The following is a 15,260-nucleotide window of genomic DNA, read 5'->3' as shown; positions in this document are numbered from 1 at the left end:
TTTTGGTCCGGTCGCGCTGAAACGCGGGGCCGAACACCTGTCACTTTAGCTAGACACGGGCGTGTGTCAACCCAGTTGGACAGGTTAAGTGTCAACTTTGATTGACACCTGTGACAACGCTGGTGACAAAGGGACGGTTGGCTGCGGGGCAACGGACGTCGGTGAACCCCGCCTGCCCGAGCAGCCCCGCAATCTGCTGTTGGGACCGCGCCTGACCGGTCCGCATCGCCTGACAATACAGTGCGAAGTAAGCGTCACCTGCCCGGGTCGGGCGTGCGCCGCCGGTCATCGGTTCGGATACGACGATGCGCCCGCCGGGCGGCAAGGCGGCACGCGCGGCCCGCAACAACGCCATGACGGTGGGGTCAGCGTGATCGTACAGAACACGCACCAGCGTGATGGTATCCGCGCCCATCGGCAGCGGGTCATCCCGAAACGATCCACTGTGAATCGTACTGCGGTCAGCCAGTCCGGCGCGGTTGAACCGTTGCACCGCTGCGGGTGCGACCGCAGGCAGATCAAACAGTGACAGATGCGGCCCGGCGTGCCGTTCGCCCAGCGCTGTCAGAAAGGCACCCGTACCGCCGCCGACATCAAGCACATGCCGCGCATCGGAGAAATCGACCGCAGAAAGCGTGTCCTGCGCCACCAAGAGCTGACTGTCAGCCATCAGTTGCGAATAGGTCTGCGTGACGCCGGGATCGGTCGCCCCCGCAGCCCCAAAGACATAAGGCCAGAAATCGGCCAATTCGGTCTGCACCTGCCCACGAAAGAAGGCGACCGGATCGGACAGGTCACGGTACAGCACATCATGGTGCGCAATCATCCCGGACAGCCCCGGCACACCAGTCAGCGCCGCGCCACGCGTCGTTAAGCCCCACATGGCCTGCCGCTGACGGATCAGCCCCAGGCTGGCCGCGCCGTTCAGCAAAAGGGTCATGTTGCGCACAGGCATCGCGGCACGGGCGGCCAGCGTCTCGGTCGATGCAGGCGCGTCAAGCAATTGCGACAGGATATCCAGCCGGACAAGCGCCATCAGGATCTGGCTGTGACAGAAACCCGCGACCAGATCGAACATCGCCTCGCCCTCGCGCCGGACGAAACGGCGCAACACCGGGATTCGCGCGCAGCGGGCCTGAAACGCGGGGTCCGCCATCAGACGCGTCCAACGCGACGTGCGGCGCTTTGGGGCGGGTAAATCGCCGGAAATGACGGTCACTCTCCGGGGACGGTCTGGCGTGCGGCGGCAGGCACCAGACGGTCGGCATAGGCGCGCACCATGCCTGCCAATGCGGCCTCTCCGGGGCAGGCGGGGATGCTGGCGATCGCGCCGGCCAGCATGTCGTCGAATCGTGCGACCGCCCCATGCACGCCCAGGACGGCGACCGCATTGGGGCGTCCGTGCAGATCATCCTGACCGGCGGGTTTGCCCAGATCGGCAGCACTGCACAGCGCGTCGCGCAGATCGTCCGCCAACTGAAACGCCTCTCCGATGCGGTCGCCAAGCTCTTCCCATGGTTCTGCATCCTGACCGGCGGCGATGGCCCCCATGGTCGTGGCGGCAATGAACAATGCGCCGGTCTTGGACCGATGATAGGCGGCAAGGTCGATGGTGTCTTCGGATTCCCACCCCTGCCCGGCGCAGATGCCATCGGGCATGCCGGTGCGGGTCGCAAGCGCGTCGATCAGCGCTATCGCCCGGACGGGATGGGTCGCAGCGGCGCGCGCCAACACCTGAAATCCCATCACGATCAGGCTGTCGCCTGTCAGCACCGCCAGCGATTCGGAATAGGCGCGATGCACCGAAGCTTTGCCACGGCGCGTATCGGCATCATCGAAGCAAGGCAGATCGTCATGCACAAGGCTTGCGCAATGGATCAACTCTAGCGCGGTGGCGGCAGCGTCAGACAGTAGCGGGGCGTCATCGCCGCAGGCGCGCGCCACGGACAGCAGAATCGTGGGCCGGATTCGGGCACCCCCCGGCGCGGTCGCATAATGAAGCGCGCCCGCCAGCCGGGCCGGGGCCAGTCCGCCCTGCCCGTTTGCAATGGCGCGCTGAATGGCGGCTTCGATCCGAACGGTCAGTGGCATGGCAGGCTCCGCTATGTGTCAGTAATTTCTGACAGCAATATGTAAATCAGACTGGACAGTTTTCGGCGGTCTGTCAACAATGGCCGCATGCAACGCGCCCAAGATGCTACCTCTGTCGTAATTGTCGGCGCCGGGATCGGCGGTCTGGCCGCCGCTTTGCGACTGGCGCACGCGGGCGCACATGTGACGGTACTGGACAGTCATGCCGCACCGGGGGGCAAGATGCGAACGATCCCCAGTGCCGCTGGACCCATCGATGCAGGACCGACGGTGCTGACGATGCGCAGTGTCTTTGACGATCTGTTCCACGCTGTAGGCCTGCGGCTGGACGATCATCTGACGCTGTGCCCGCTGGACATACTGGCGCGCCATTACTGGCCCGGTGGCACGACGCTGGACCTGATGGCCGATCCCAACGACACGCTGGCGCGCGTGGCCGATGTCTTTGGCACGACGGCGGCAGATCAGGTGCGGCGGTTTTCGGCGCGCGCCGCACGGTTGTTCGATGCGTTCGAAGGGCCGATGATGAAGACAGCTGCGCCGACCTTTGGCGGGGTGGCCGCGCGTGTGATGCAGCAACCCGTGCTGCTGCGGGATATGGCCCCGCATCGCACACTGGCGGGGCTGGCAAACCGCAGCTTTGCCGACCCGCGACTGGCACAGCTATTTGCGCGCTACGCGACCTACGTCGGGGGCGACCCGCGCCATACGCCAGCCCTGCTGTCGCTGATCTGGGCTGCAGAATCGCGTGGCGTCTGGACCGTGGCAGGCGGGATTCACGTATTGGCGCAGACGCTTGCATCACTGGCGCAGGCGCGCGGTGCTACGTTTCATTACAACACACAGGCCCATGCCATCGAAACCCGCGATGGGCGCATTACCGGGGTTCGGACCGACGACGGGACACTGCCCGCCGATGCGGTGCTGTTCAACGGCGACCCCAAGGCGTTGCATGACGGCCTGTTGGGCGACGCCCCAAAAGCAACGGTGCAATCCGCGCAGGTGAAACCACGCAGCCTGTCGGCGCATGTTGCAAGTTTTGCGGCCAAACCGCAGGGCGTGCCGCTGGCCCATCACACGCTGTTCTTTGCCGACGACCCCGCAGCGGAATTCGCAGCCATCGCGCGGCGGAACACACCCACCGATGCAACGCTTTACCTGTGCGCACAGGATCACGGGCACCGTCCCGCAGGTGCGCTGCAGCGGTTCGAGATCATCCGCAACGCCAGCCCACTTCCGACCCAGACCGAGGAGCCAGATCAATGCGCCAAAACGATGTTCGACAGACTGAAAGCGTTTGGCCTGACGCTGGACGCGGGACCGGTGACGATCACGGGTCCGCAGGAATTCGCGCGGATGTTTCCGGGCAGCGACGGCGCGCTATACGGGCGATCCCCGCAGGGCACGATGGCGGCGTTTCAGCGACCGACAGCGCGCACGCGGATCAACGGCCTGTATCTGTGCGGGGGCGGGACGCATCCGGGGGCGGGGGTTCCGATGGCGGCACTCTCCGCCCGGCATGCGGCAGAGGCGATGATCGCAGACCTGTCTTTGACCTAGACGTGCCAGCGGGCGGCTATGCGTGGTGGTATGTCGATGGTGTCAGCACCGATGGCACCCGCGCCATCAGCATCATCGGATTTATCGGTTCAGTCTTTTCGCCGTGGTACGCATGGTCGGGGCGCCATTCGCCGGAAAACCACTGCTGCATCAACGTGGGCACATATGGGCCGGGCGGACGGTTCACCATGACCGACCGGGGTCGCGCGGCGCTGCGCACGACCGACGATCTGTTGCAGGTCGGTCCGTCGTCGATGCGCTGGGACAACGACCGACTGGTGATCGAGATCAACGAAATCAGCGGCCCGCCCGTCATCTCTCGGGTCCGGGGCACGGTCACGCTGACCCCGGGTGCCATCACGGGGGTGGAACTGCCGCTGACGCAGGACGGGGCGCATGTCTGGCGACCGTTCGCGCCCATTGCAGATATTCAGGTCCGGCTGGAATCAGATGGCTGGGACTGGGACGGTCACGGCTATTTCGACGCCAATTTCGGCACCCGCCCGCTTGAATCCGATTTCGATTTCTGGACGTGGGGCCGGTATCCCACCGCCAATGGTGCCACCTGTTTTTATGACGCGACACTGCGCGACGGGACCAGCTTTGACCGGGCGATCGCGTTTGACCGCGCCGGCCACGCGGCAGAGGTCGCAGCCCCGCCCCGCACGCCGTTCAAACGGTCACTGTGGCAGGTGAAACGCGAAACGCGGGCCGACCCCGGCACCACGCCGCGACAGGCGCTGAACATGCTGGATGCGCCGTTCTATTCGCGGTCCACCGTGACGACCACGCTGCAGGGCGAACGCGTCACCGGCGTCCACGAGGCGTTGGACCTGACACGATACCGTCAACCGCTGCTAAAACCGATGCTGGCCTGTCGCGTGCCACGCCGGGCGGGCTGGAACGATTCAGGCTGACTGCTGCGTGAACATCTAGAGCATACAAGGCGACGCGTTCTGACCCCTGATCGCGCGGCGAAGGCGCGTCAGGTCAGGCCAGCGTGATAACCGCGCCGCCCGCGGCGCGCGCATCTTCGACATCATGTGTCACCATCAGAACGGGCAGTTGGCGGGCCATCGCGCGGGCAAAGACCAGATCGCGGACCTGCGCGCGTAATGCGGCATCCAGTCGGGAAAACGCCTCGTCCAGCAAAAGCGCGCAAGGGTCGGATAGCAGCATCCGCATCAGGGCCACCCGCGCTTTTTGCCCGCCCGACAGTGTCGCAGGGTCACGGTCGGCGTAACCGGCCAGATCGACCTCTGCCAATGCGGCGTCGATGCGGGCTTTGCGGCTGGCGCGGCTGCCGCCCGGCGCCAGCCCGAACCCAAGGTTCTGGCCGACCGTCAGGTGCGGAAACAGCAGATCGTCCTGGAACAGAATCCCGATATGCCGTTTGTGTGGCGGCGCATCGGTGATGTCATGGCCGTCCAGCATGATCCTGCCCGTCGCGGTAAAGGCAGGCGACAGGGTACCGGTCACAAATGCAAGCAGCGTGGATTTGCCCACCCCCGACGGCCCCATCACGGTCAGGGCTTCGCCCGGATGAATATGGTGGTCGATCCGCACAAGCGGAACGCCCGCTTTTGCGATCGTCACGTCGCGCAGGGCCAGCCCGTCATCCATGCTGCAATCCTTTTCGGTTGCGATACGCCAGCGCAGGCAGGCCCAAAGCCAAGGCAAACGGCACCAGCGCCGCCGCCGTTTGCATCAGCGCATAGGTCGCGATGGCCCGGCGGTCGCCACCGGATGACAGCGCGACCGCTTCGGTGGTGAGCGTGGACACGCGACCGCCACCGATCAGAAGTGTCGGCAGATATTGCCCGACACTGACCGACAGGCCAACGGCTGTCGCGGTCAGCACCGGGCGCAGCAACATCGGCAGTCGCACGGCCCACAACACCCGGTTCGGTGACGCGCCCAATGCCGCAGCAACCGTCGCTGTGCGCCGGTCCCACGCGCGGAACGGGTCCGCCAGTGACAAAAAGACATAGGGCAGCACGAATACCAGATGCGCCAGCATCACTGGCGCGATCCCGGTATCCAGACCAGCATTCAGCAAAAACGTCTGCAGCCCCGGCAAAAACGCCGTCTGCGGCACAATCAGTGGCAGATACAGCAGCCACATTCCGCGCTGCGTCAGGCGCAGACCGTGGCGATGCTCTGCTTCCAGACAGCCAATGGCCAGCGCCAGCGACACCAGTGTGACGCAGGCGGCGATCAGCACGGTCTGGCCCAGCGCATCCCCCAACCCGCTGGCGTGACGCGACCAGTTTTGCAGCGAAAATGCGTCGGGCAGCGCGTCGGGAAACCCCCAGAATCCGGCAAATGACCACACTGCCAGGACAGCCAACCCGCCACCGATCGCCAGCGCGGATGTCGCGGCCAAGGTCACGGACGCCGCGGCGATGACCGGATCGCAGGTGCTGCGGGTTCCGGCCATGATCCAGCGACGGCCCAGCATGGCGACCAACCCTTCGCCCAGCCGCCAGACCAGCAGCGCGCCGATGACCAGCGCCAGTTGCAGGATGGCCGCGGCATTGGCCAGCAGGCGCGCGTTGAAATCAGGCGCGCTCATCCAGCGCACGATTTGCACGGACAACGGCGGTGGGGTGTTCGGACCAAGGATCACGGCTACGTCCACCACGCTCATCCCGTAGGCAAGCACGACATAGACCGGCAGACGGATCTGGCTATAGACGCGGGGAAAGACGCATTTCAGCCAGCCGGTCACACGCCCATATCCCAGCGCCGCGGCGACGGTGCGGGCGCGGACCACATCGGCCTGTCCCAGCGCGGCCAGCGTCATCAGCAGAAGAAACGGGATCTCCTTGATGATCAAACCGGCGGTCATGGTCAGACCCCAATGGTCCTGCAGAATAAGAACGTCAGGCGGTCTGTCCCATCCGGTCAACCAAGGCGAGCCTGCACGGGCGATCCAACCCGACGGCGCGATCAGAAATGCCAAACCAAAGGCCGCCGCAGCGTGTGGCACGCTGAGCAGTGGTGACAGGGCGCGTTCCAGCGCGCGGAACGACCGTGTCCCGGACCAGCCCGCAACCAGCCCGACGACGATAAAAAGTGCGATGAACGTCGTTGTCAGCCCCGTTGTCAGCGACAGGGTCACAGCATGCGGCAATCCGGGCCAGTCGAACAGCGCCCGGAACGCATCCAGCGACGGCCCGGTCAGACCCGCCGCGGGCAGGTGGCCAAATGCAGGCAGGATTGTGCCGTAAATCCCAGCCAGCAAGGGGCCCAGCATTGCCAGCAAGGTCAGCGCAGGCAGAACGGGCAAGAACGGACGGGTCACAGGCACCGGGCAAACAGATATTGCCCGGTGCCGTATCGCATGACGTGACGCACGACTACTGCGCGACGCCGTAACGCTGCGCCCAGTCGTCGGCGATGCGCGTCATCCAGCTGGGGTGCGGCTCAGCCTGCACCGCGCCCAATGCAGCGGGCGAAAGGGTGGCGATCCCCAGATCCAGTGCATCAAAGGCCGCGCGCTGTTCGTCCGACAGGGCTTCCATGTCCAGAACGGTGCCGTAGCCCAGCACATCCGGGTTTTGCGCGCGGACCTGCGCTTCGGGTGACATCAGAAAGTTGGCGACGACCATCGCGCCCTCGGTGCTGCCGGAATTGTAGGGGATCGCGACAAAACTGGCGTTGCCGATTGTGCCTTTGTCCAGCACGAATGTCCGCACCGTATCGGGCAATTCGTTGTTAGCGATGGCTGCCGATGCGGCACCGGGCGAGAATGAGATCGACAGGTCCAGTTCACCGTCGGCGATCAGCGGGAACATGGCGGTGCCTGTCGGGGGATATGCGCGACCTTCGCGCCACAGTGTCGGCGTCAGCGCATCAAGGTAGTCCCACAGCGGCGCGGTCACCTGTTCATAGTTATCGTCGGTTGCAGGTTCGGACAGCACTGATGCATCGTCCAGCAGATCGACCAACACCTGTTTCAGGAACGTGGCGCCCAGAAAATCGGGCGGCTGCGGATAGGTGAAACGCCCCGGATTGGCCTGTGACCACGCCAGAATGTCCTGCATTGACCCCAGTGGTTCCATATCGGCGCTGTCATAGTCAAACACCACCTGCGCCATGGCCCATGGGGATTCGTAACCGTCTGTCGGCACGGTAAAATCGGTCTGCACGGTTTTGCCGTCAACGTCGACGTATTGCCAGTTCGGCAATTGTTCGGCGTAGGGGCCGAACAGCAAATCGGCGTCCTTCATCGCAGCGAAATTCGCACCGTTGATCCAGATCAGGTCGATCGCACCGTCGGTATCGGTGCCCGCCTGCTTTTCCGACAGAACGCGGGTGACAGCGTCGGCGGTGTCGGTCAGTTTCACATGCTCCAGCGTGACGCCGTAATCTTCGGCGACGCGTTCACCGACCCATGCGATGAAATCATTGGTGGTGGTCGATCCACCCCATGCGTTCCAATAAACCGTCTGCCCCTGTGCTGTGGCAGCGACGGCGTCCCAGTCGGATGGGTCAGTCTGGGCAAGGGCCGGTGTTGCGGCAAGTGCTGCCAGCAGGGCAAGTGATCTCATGTCGGGGGTCCTTTTGAAGTAAACAGAACAGATGCGCCATGCAGGCGCAGGGTCGCAGTAACAAAGCACAGTACCGCAAAGATACCGGCCAAGATGGGGAACATCGCAGGAAACAGGCAAAGCAGAACGAAGAACACAATGGTTTCGGTGCCTTCCAGCAAGCCGTTGGAATAATACAGCGATTTGACCCCCTGCGCGCGGGTTTCAAGACCATGTTTCTGGGCCAGAATGGCATAGCCCAGAAAGCTGGCGCCGTTGAAATAGAAAGACACCAGCAAAAACGCGCCTGCCAACCCGTTGGCATGCGGGTCCAGCACCACAAAACCAAAGGGCACCGCGCCGTAAATCAGAAAATCGCTGGTGATATCCAGATACCCGCCGAAATCGGTCCCTTTGGTGGCGCGGGCGACGGCCCCATCCAGCCCGTCCGCGATGCGGCTGGCCAACAGCGGCAACAATGCCAGCAAAGGCGCACCAAGCGCGATGGTCAACGCCGCAAGCAAACCCAGCGCCAATCCCAGCAGCGTCACCGTGTTTGCCGTCCAGCCAGCCCGCGCAAGCGCCCGCCCAGCCCGATCAAGCGGCGGGTCGATCAAACGGCGGGCAAAAGCGTCAAGCATCGGTCAGGTTCCTTGTCATGGCGCAACCTGACGCAGGCCGCGAAAACTGACAACGGCCTTGACGCTAAAGTGAGTGATTGCAACGCAGGCGCAGCACGTCACACATAGCGGTCGCTTAATGCAGTGTGTGCGGCACAGCCTGACGATGCAGATCGCGGGGTGCTGCCAGTTGCATCCGTTTCAGGGCATGGCCGAAATCGGCGGCCAAGGACGCGATCAGGGGCGCCACATCGGCCCGCACCAGCAGCGTTGCAATCAGCATTGCGTCCTCGCGGTCCCCGGTTGCCGCCGTGGCGATGAAATTGGCAAAGCAGGATTCGTCGGCGCCAAGGCATTTGCACTGCACCGCATGTCGCATCAGTGGCCGACGGCCATGCCGAATACAGAGAGAAAAAAGCGATTCAAAAGATTCCAGCGCTCGGCGGCCCCCTTCTGCACCCAGTCGGGACGCCAGATCATTCCAGACCTGTGCCTGCGAATCAGGCCCGTCGCCCCACAGTCGCAGATAAATGACGGCGGCGGCCTCGATCCCGTCAAGTTCGGTCACAAACCCCACGGGGGCACCGCCCCGCTTTCTGTCATGCGCAGTCATGTCCTGATCCTTGGAGTATAGGCGCAGGGCAATGCGCCGGCATGGTGGGCGAAATTACAAAAGATCATCGCGGATCACCGGCCACAGGCTGTTTATCCAGCATCCAATCGGCAAGACCGTCTTCGGACGCCGCCAGCGCAAGCCAGAATTCCAGTTTATCGGCCACATCCGAATCGTGGATGTCGTGGTCCGGTTGTGACCCTTTCGTTTCGTGACCGTGCATCGCGGTATCCCTTACTGACCTGCTTTCAGCTTCGTGCGAGGGATGAGCCTGCGGGTCATCTCCTCATATGATTAGCCTGATAGTTTTTGTCGGATATGTCAATCTGACAAATTCAGTAAGGTATTTAATCGGCGCGCATTACCCTAGGCCGGGCAGCGTCCGCGTTCGGTCATGCGCCGTGGGTGTCCTTGCTGTCAGCGGGGGCCTGATCACGTTCGAACATGCCATAATCGCGGATCACACCTGCGACACGCAGGCGATAATCGGCAAACATTTCATCACGACCAGCGCGTTGCGCGCCGCGGTGTGCAGACAGCTTGCGCCAGTCATCCAGCGCCTTTTCATCCCGAAAGAACGAGACAGACAGCAGTTTTTCGGGGTTGGTCAGGCTTTGGAAACGTTCGACAGAGATGAAACCGTCGATCTGTTCGACCAGTGGGCGCATTTTGGCTGCCATGGCCAGATAATCGTCGGTTTTGCCGGGGGCGGGGGTCACTTCAAAGATGATGGCGATCATGGGGTGTCCTTTGCGATGCGGGGGCGGCCGCGCGCCGTGACGCGCAGGGTCGCGCCGAAAAACGTATCGGTTCCTTCGACCTGTGCGCGGTTGATATCACGCTCTACGGTAATTTGGGGGTCGGTCACGCCAGATTGTGTCGCAAGCGTCGTGACATGGGCTGTCAGCGCATACGTCAGGTCCGTGATGGCGTCATCGGCGGTGCCATGGGCGACCGGGCCATCAGGCAAATGCGCCACGAAACGCCCCGCCCCCGGTGTTGTGACCGCACCCGTGGCATGCTGTGCGACCTGCCCGACGACGGCCCCGATCGCATTGGCGACGGCAGCGTGGTCCGGCACGATCACCTGCGTGTGCAAAGCGGCCCCAACCGGCCCATAATAACTGGCGGCAGAGGCGCCCAGCCCAATGACCGGCACGCCCAGCGCCAGCGAGGTGCGTATCAGACCGTCATGATTGCCAAGCCCTGCGCGCGTCAACGGATGGCGCGACAGGGCAACAGGCGTTTCGCTGCCCCAATCATTGGAATCATCGGCAAAGGCAGCTTGCAACAAGCAGTCCGCTGTCTGTGCCGTCACGCGGTCGATGATCATATGCGCCAGTGTTTCAGCATCCGCTGCAATCCGCTGGCCGTCACCCCGACGGCGACGTGCAAACAGCGTCAGCGCCTTGGTTGCGGCATCCGTATCCCATTGATCCGTCAGCCCTGTGACATGGGCCGCATCAGACGGCGTGATCCCCGCGATCATGACCAGACCGCGCGCCACCAACCGCATCAGGGCGGGCATCTCTATACGCGTCGTGACGGCATCGCCCATCCGCTGCGGTCCATTGGTCAGCCGTGCTGCGACTGCTGCCTCGCGCTTATCCAACGCGGGCGGCAGGGACGCCCACAACGGCAGGACGAATTCCGCACCGTCCAGCGGCGGGCCGACTTGTGCCAATGCCTGATCCAGCGCCGTGTGGACCAGCGCGGGATGGGTCGTCGCCAGCAGCGACACCGGCATCACGCGGCGCGGCCCCAGATGCAAAGCGCCGTCCAGCCCCGGAACCAGACTGACAGCGCTATCGCCCCCCAGCCCCCAGGTGCGCATGGCAACCGCCTCGACCATGGTGCGGTAGCCGCCGACCAGCGCCCCTTGCGGGTCGATCCGGGGGTGGCCGTCGATCAACTGGCAAATGTCGGTCGTCGTACCGCCAATATCGGACACCAACGCATTGGGCGTATCTGTCAGCCATCCCGCACCCGCCACCGACGCCGCCGGGCCGGACAGAATCGTTTCGATCGGGCGGCGACGGGCCAGATCGGCGGGGATCAACGCACCGTCGCCGCGCACCACCATCAGCCGGGCAACGGTGCCAATGGCGGTCAGATGCGCCTCGACCGCGTCGATCAGTCCCGCGACCATGCCGATCAGCCGGGCATTCAGCACCGCCGTCAGCGCCCGCTTCGGCCCGCCAAGGGCCGCCGACAGCTCAAACGAACAGGTCACCGGCAGGCCGGTCTGCGCGCGAATTGCATCGCGTGCGGCACGTTCATGCGCCGGGTTGCGGGTGGCGAACCGCGCCGCGACGGCAAAACCGGTCACGCCTTCCAATTCCGCGACCCGCGCTGCCAGCAGGTCCAGATCCAGCACTGCGGTCTGGACACCTGCATGGTCGTGTCCGCCGGACAGCAGGATGACCGGGTCGCCGTTCAATGCGGTATCAAGGCCGGCGCGGGTCAGTTCTGCCGCATCGAACCCGATAAAGACCAGTGCGACGCGTCCCCCCTGCCCTTCGACCAGCGCATTGGTCGCCAGCGTCGTGGACAGCGACACCATGGCAATGTCACGCGGGGCGACCCCGGCAGCCGACAGTGCTGCATCAATCGCACCCGCCACCCCGACAGACAGATCGGGCCGAGAGGTCAGCGCCTTGGCATGCCCCAGCACCCGCGTTGCGTCACCATCCAGAACGGCGGCGTCGGTATAGGTGCCGCCTGTGTCGATGCCCAGTAAATGGCCCATGCGATGATCTCCTTTGAAGCGGTCTTTTGCCAAGCTTCGACGGCGCTGTCAGCACCCGTTTGCGACGCGGGCCACACGGACTGTCGGTTACGTCTGTTTTGCGCCAGATAACACGCAGGATCGGTGCAACCCGCACAGGCTGCGGCGGGCCGCGTCAGACTGCACATGCCGCTGGCGGGCGGTTGCACGCGGCCCTGTGATGCCCGTTGTCGTGGGCCTGCGCGTCGCTTATCTATGACGCATGCCCAGCTTGTGCCGCGACTGTTTGATCACGTTCGAAACCGCGCGTCGCTGCCCGGCGTGCCGATCCCCGCGTGTCACCAGCCACCCGGAACTATTCGATCTGACCATCGCGCACATGGATTGCGACGCCTTCTATGCCAGCGTCGAAAAGCGCGACAATCCGGCACTTGCAGACAAGCCCGTGATCATCGGCGGCGGGCGGCGTGGCGTCGTGTCCACCGCCTGCTATGTCGCGCGTATCCGGGGCGTGAAATCCGCGATGCCGATGTTTCAGGCGCTGAAACTGTGCCCGGACGCGGTGATCGTGAAACCGCGCTTTGATGCCTATGTCGAAGCGTCCCGCGCGATCCGCGCGATGATGGACGACCTGACACCGGTGGTCGAACCGCTGTCGCTGGACGAGGCGTTTCTGGACATGACCGGCACCGCGCGGCTGCACGGCGCGCCGCCCGCCGCGATGCTCGCAAGACTGGTCAAGCGGATGAAGGACGAACTGGGTCTGACCGGGTCCATCGGGCTAAGCCACAACAAGTTTCTGGCCAAGGTCGCAAGCGATCTGGACAAACCACGCGGTTTTTCGATCATCGGGAAGGCCGAAACCACGGCATTCCTGCGGCCCAAACCCGTCCGTATCATCTGGGGCATTGGCGAGGTCGGTCAGGATCATCTGGCACAGGCCGGAATCCGCACCTTTGACGATCTGTTGCGCTGGGACCGGCGCGATCTGGGGGACCGCTTTGGCGGTATGGGTGACCGTTTGTGGCGGCTGGCGCGGGGAGAAGATGGCCGCCGGATCAGCGCGCATACACCGGTCAAGGGGCTCAGCAACGAAACCACGTTTCACGATGACACGTCGGACCCTGACATTCTTGACGGTCATATCTGGCGCATGGCCGAAAAGGTATCAGGCCGGGCCAAGGCCAAGGACAAGGCAGGTCGCGTCGTGACCCTGAAACTGAAGCGCGCGGATCACAAACTGATCACGCGGCGTCAGGCACTGCGGCAACCCACACAGATGGCTGACACGATCTATCGCACGGCACGCAGTCTATTCGATGCCGCCGCACCGCACCCGGCGTATCGTCTGCTGGGCGTCGGGATTTCCGACCTGACAGGCGTCGAAGACGCGGACCGCGAAGCCGATTTGCTGGACCCCGGTGCCGCCAAACGCACACAGGCGGAACTGGCGGCGGACCGGATCAGGGCGCGATTCGGCACCGACGCGATCATCAAGGGGCGCGCCCTGCGCTGATCGGGAACGGATCGGCACATGCGACGTTGGTTCATACACTCAACGAAAGGATGATGTCATGACCGACAAGAATGACCACGACGGCAAGGATCAACGCCCGACCATCGCGCAAGACGACCGCAAAAAGCCCGACACCGAGGCGAAGGAAAAGTGGAACAATCCCACTGACACCATGGACGAAGCCCCCGCAGGCAGTCCGAATGCCGACAAGCAAAGCCGGACAAGCTGAAACACGATGCGGCTGGCTGCTATTCGGCGGCCAGCCGTCTTTCGGTCGTGCGACCGATGTGGGCCAGATCGGCCACGACGGCAGACAGCGCGGATTTCATATCCGCAACATCGGACCGCAAGGTCAGCGTCGATTCGTTCATGTACAGCGCGCGGTCGATTTCAACCTGCACCGCATGCTGGCACCGGGACGGACGGCCATAGGCCTGCGCGATATACGCCCCCGCAAAAGGCACGTTTCGCACGGTCCGGAACCCAGCCGCTGCAAACGCAGCTTCGACAGCCGCCACGATTCGGGGGGATGCGGCGGCCCCGAATCTGTCGCCGATCACCACGTCGGGCCGCTGGCCGTTCCGGACGGATTGATCCAGCGCTTCGTGCGGCATGGAATGGCAATCAATCAAGATGCCCTGACCAAAATCGCGCCGTGCTTCGTCCAGCAGGGTCTGCAGCCGGTCGTGATAGGGGCGCCAATAGGTCTTGATCCGGTGATGCGCGTCTTCCAGCGTGATCTTGCCTGTGTAAATCGCACGCCCACCTGCCACGACGCGCGGAATCACGCCCAGCCCGGATGCGACCCGCGGATTTTGGCTGACGCGACGGACGCCTTCGATCAGGGCGGGGTCCAGTTCTTCTGGCGCGCGGTTCAGATCGACATAGGCGCGGGGCGCGCGCGCCATCAGGAACGGTGCGCCGCAGGCCGGTGCCGTCCCGAACAGATCATCGACAAACGCGTCTTCTGATGACCGAAGCTGCAGGAAATCAAGACGACTATGATTCACAAATGCCGCATCGTAAGCACGTCCACTGTGCGGCGAGGCGAAAACCACACCGGTATCGCGCTGTGCGGGCATAACGATGGAATAGGGTTCGTGTTGCATCCGATGCTCCTGATCAGGGACAACAGATAGTGCGATTGTCGAAACCTTCAAAAGTCACTTGATCCCCTGGCGGTCACCTTCTATAGACCGCCTGACCGACGCAAGGGCTGTCTGCCGTTGTGACCGGAATGGATGATTAGCTCAGCGGTAGAGCACTTCGTTGACATCGAAGGGGTCACTGGTTCGATCCCAGTATCGTCCACCAGAATTCGCCGGGCCGCCGCTGGCCCAGACCGTAACCCAAAGGCGCATCGCCGCGCCGCGACGACAAAGAGGAGAACTTCGATGAAAGTTCGCAACTCCCTCCGCTCGCTCAAGCAGCGCCACCGCGATTGCCGCATCGTGCGCCGTAAGGGCCGCGTCTATGTGATCAACAAGACGCAAGGTCGGTTCAAAGCTCGTCAGGGCTGAACCACCGGACATTTCGGAACGAACAGGCCGCGCCCCATTGGGACGCGGCCTTTTGTTTTGATGCGGGTCTGGCGTAA

The 15,260-nt window shown here is 63.7% G+C and carries 16 protein-coding genes and 1 tRNA gene; 6 read left to right on the top strand and 11 right to left on the bottom strand.

The annotated features are described in order from the left end of the window. Nucleotides 1–91: 91 nt before the first annotated feature. Nucleotides 92–1,156 carry a methyltransferase gene (locus GZH79_RS06285; RefSeq protein WP_211642923.1) on the bottom strand — a complete coding sequence of 355 codons (1,065 nt, stop codon included), beginning with the start codon at nucleotides 1,154–1,156 and terminating at the stop codon, nucleotides 92–94. Between the two features lie 59 nt (nucleotides 1,157–1,215). After that, nucleotides 1,216–2,091 carry a polyprenyl synthetase family protein gene (locus tag GZH79_RS06280; RefSeq protein WP_211642922.1) on the bottom strand — a complete coding sequence of 292 codons (876 nt, stop codon included), beginning with the start codon at nucleotides 2,089–2,091 and terminating at the stop codon, nucleotides 1,216–1,218. A gap of 87 nt (nucleotides 2,092–2,178) precedes the next feature. On the opposite strand from GZH79_RS06280, the gene crtD reads away from it, so the two are divergent. Both crtD and crtC read left to right on the top strand, forming a co-directional pair. Then, the gene (gene crtD, locus GZH79_RS06275) at nucleotides 2,179–3,651 is read left to right on the top strand and encodes a 1-hydroxycarotenoid 3,4-desaturase CrtD (RefSeq protein ID WP_211642921.1); all 1,473 of its coding nucleotides are present in this window, start codon (nucleotides 2,179–2,181) and stop codon (nucleotides 3,649–3,651) included. Between the two features lie 2 nt (nucleotides 3,652–3,653). After that, a complete protein-coding gene (crtC, locus tag GZH79_RS06270) occupies nucleotides 3,654–4,568 on the top strand; it encodes a carotenoid 1,2-hydratase (protein WP_349291169.1) in 915 nt (304 codons plus the stop codon). A gap of 73 nt (nucleotides 4,569–4,641) precedes the next feature. On the opposite strand, the gene GZH79_RS06265 is transcribed toward crtC, so the two are convergent. The 8 genes from GZH79_RS06265 to GZH79_RS06230 all read right to left on the bottom strand — a co-directional run bounded on the left by GZH79_RS06265 (nucleotide 4,642) and on the right by GZH79_RS06230 (nucleotide 12,168). Further along, on the bottom strand, nucleotides 4,642–5,274 hold the full coding sequence (locus GZH79_RS06265; protein ID WP_211642920.1) for an ATP-binding cassette domain-containing protein: 633 nt from the start codon (nucleotides 5,272–5,274) through the stop codon (nucleotides 4,642–4,644). Then, nucleotides 5,267–6,910, bottom strand: a complete 1,644-nt coding sequence (locus GZH79_RS06260) for an ABC transporter permease subunit (protein ID WP_211642953.1) — start codon at nucleotides 6,908–6,910, stop codon at nucleotides 5,267–5,269. The genes GZH79_RS06265 and GZH79_RS06260 overlap by 8 nt, the downstream gene beginning before the upstream one ends. A gap of 103 nt (nucleotides 6,911–7,013) precedes the next feature. Next, entirely contained in the window at nucleotides 7,014–8,207 is a 1,194-nt protein-coding gene (locus tag GZH79_RS06255; protein ID WP_211642919.1) for an ABC transporter substrate-binding protein, read from the bottom strand. Beyond that, nucleotides 8,204–8,827 (bottom strand): CDP-alcohol phosphatidyltransferase family protein, encoded by a 624-nt coding sequence (locus GZH79_RS06250; protein ID WP_211642918.1) that lies wholly within the window; start codon nucleotides 8,825–8,827, stop codon nucleotides 8,204–8,206. Before GZH79_RS06250 ends, GZH79_RS06255 begins: the two co-directional genes overlap by 4 nt. Before the next feature lie 115 nt (nucleotides 8,828–8,942). Then, complete coding sequence (locus tag GZH79_RS06245; protein ID WP_211642917.1) at nucleotides 8,943–9,419, bottom strand: hypothetical protein; 477 nt, start codon at nucleotides 9,417–9,419, stop codon at nucleotides 8,943–8,945. Between the two features lie 64 nt (nucleotides 9,420–9,483). Beyond that, complete coding sequence (locus GZH79_RS06240) at nucleotides 9,484–9,642, bottom strand: hypothetical protein (protein WP_211642916.1); 159 nt, start codon at nucleotides 9,640–9,642, stop codon at nucleotides 9,484–9,486. 169 nt (nucleotides 9,643–9,811) lie between these two features. Continuing rightward, nucleotides 9,812–10,159, bottom strand: a complete 348-nt coding sequence (locus GZH79_RS06235) for an antibiotic biosynthesis monooxygenase (protein ID WP_211642915.1) — start codon at nucleotides 10,157–10,159, stop codon at nucleotides 9,812–9,814. After that, the gene (locus GZH79_RS06230) at nucleotides 10,156–12,168 is read right to left on the bottom strand and encodes a hydantoinase/oxoprolinase family protein (protein WP_211642914.1); all 2,013 of its coding nucleotides are present in this window, start codon (nucleotides 12,166–12,168) and stop codon (nucleotides 10,156–10,158) included. Before GZH79_RS06230 ends, GZH79_RS06235 begins: the two co-directional genes overlap by 4 nt. 241 nt (nucleotides 12,169–12,409) lie before the next feature. Between GZH79_RS06230 and GZH79_RS06225 the strand changes: the two genes are divergently transcribed. Both GZH79_RS06225 and GZH79_RS06220 read left to right on the top strand, forming a co-directional pair. Continuing rightward, on the top strand, nucleotides 12,410–13,663 hold the full coding sequence (locus tag GZH79_RS06225) for a DNA polymerase IV (protein WP_211642913.1): 1,254 nt from the start codon (nucleotides 12,410–12,412) through the stop codon (nucleotides 13,661–13,663). A gap of 58 nt (nucleotides 13,664–13,721) precedes the next feature. Beyond that, entirely contained in the window at nucleotides 13,722–13,892 is a 171-nt protein-coding gene (locus tag GZH79_RS06220; protein ID WP_211642912.1) for a hypothetical protein, read from the top strand. Between the two features lie 19 nt (nucleotides 13,893–13,911). Here the strand turns inward: GZH79_RS06220 and GZH79_RS06215 are convergent, their stop codons facing one another. Beyond that, the gene (locus GZH79_RS06215) at nucleotides 13,912–14,772 is read right to left on the bottom strand and encodes an N-formylglutamate amidohydrolase (RefSeq protein WP_211642911.1); all 861 of its coding nucleotides are present in this window, start codon (nucleotides 14,770–14,772) and stop codon (nucleotides 13,912–13,914) included. A gap of 130 nt (nucleotides 14,773–14,902) precedes the next feature. Here GZH79_RS06215 and GZH79_RS06210 point away from each other — a divergent pair. Then, nucleotides 14,903–14,977 (top strand) — tRNA-Val (locus tag GZH79_RS06210). Nucleotides 14,978–15,057: 80 nt separating this feature from the next. After that, nucleotides 15,058–15,183: a type B 50S ribosomal protein L36 gene (gene ykgO / locus GZH79_RS06205; protein ID WP_083484190.1), complete on the top strand. Its 126-nt coding sequence runs from the start codon at nucleotides 15,058–15,060 to the stop codon at nucleotides 15,181–15,183. The last annotated feature ends 77 nt before the right edge of the window (nucleotides 15,184–15,260 follow it).

Origin of the sequence: Loktanella sp. SALINAS62, assembly GCF_018263905.1 — a bacterium.
Classification (GTDB): domain Bacteria; phylum Pseudomonadota; class Alphaproteobacteria; order Rhodobacterales; family Rhodobacteraceae; genus Loktanella.
The sequence above is the reverse complement of the archived record's forward strand: the minus strand, read 5'-3'. Positions and strand labels throughout refer to the sequence as shown.

What these genes read in the sequence shown, in the direction of transcription:
- GZH79_RS06235 (WP_211642915.1), bottom strand. Translation starts at nt 10,159, where the DNA reads ATGATCGCCATCATCTTTGAAGTGACCCCCGCCCCCGGCAAAACCGAC.
- GZH79_RS06240 (WP_211642916.1), bottom strand. Translation starts at nt 9,642, where the DNA reads ATGCACGGTCACGAAACGAAAGGGTCACAACCGGACCACGACATCCAC.
- GZH79_RS06230 (WP_211642914.1), bottom strand. Translation starts at nt 12,168, where the DNA reads ATGGGCCATTTACTGGGCATCGACACAGGCGGCACCTATACCGACGCC.
- GZH79_RS06285 (WP_211642923.1), bottom strand. Translation starts at nt 1,156, where the DNA reads ATGGCGGACCCCGCGTTTCAGGCCCGCTGCGCGCGAATCCCGGTGTTG.
- GZH79_RS06255 (WP_211642919.1), bottom strand. Translation starts at nt 8,207, where the DNA reads ATGAGATCACTTGCCCTGCTGGCAGCACTTGCCGCAACACCGGCCCTT.
- GZH79_RS06250 (WP_211642918.1), bottom strand. Translation starts at nt 8,827, where the DNA reads ATGCTTGACGCTTTTGCCCGCCGTTTGATCGACCCGCCGCTTGATCGG.
- ykgO (WP_083484190.1), top strand. Translation starts at nt 15,058, where the DNA reads ATGAAAGTTCGCAACTCCCTCCGCTCGCTCAAGCAGCGCCACCGCGAT.
- GZH79_RS06220 (WP_211642912.1), top strand. Translation starts at nt 13,722, where the DNA reads ATGACCGACAAGAATGACCACGACGGCAAGGATCAACGCCCGACCATC.
- GZH79_RS06245 (WP_211642917.1), bottom strand. Translation starts at nt 9,419, where the DNA reads ATGACTGCGCATGACAGAAAGCGGGGCGGTGCCCCCGTGGGGTTTGTG.
- GZH79_RS06265 (WP_211642920.1), bottom strand. Translation starts at nt 5,274, where the DNA reads ATGGATGACGGGCTGGCCCTGCGCGACGTGACGATCGCAAAAGCGGGC.
- crtD (WP_211642921.1), top strand. Translation starts at nt 2,179, where the DNA reads ATGCAACGCGCCCAAGATGCTACCTCTGTCGTAATTGTCGGCGCCGGG.
- GZH79_RS06280 (WP_211642922.1), bottom strand. Translation starts at nt 2,091, where the DNA reads ATGCCACTGACCGTTCGGATCGAAGCCGCCATTCAGCGCGCCATTGCA.
- GZH79_RS06225 (WP_211642913.1), top strand. Translation starts at nt 12,410, where the DNA reads ATGCCCAGCTTGTGCCGCGACTGTTTGATCACGTTCGAAACCGCGCGT.
- GZH79_RS06260 (WP_211642953.1), bottom strand. Translation starts at nt 6,910, where the DNA reads ATGCTGGGCCCCTTGCTGGCTGGGATTTACGGCACAATCCTGCCTGCA.
- GZH79_RS06215 (WP_211642911.1), bottom strand. Translation starts at nt 14,772, where the DNA reads ATGCAACACGAACCCTATTCCATCGTTATGCCCGCACAGCGCGATACC.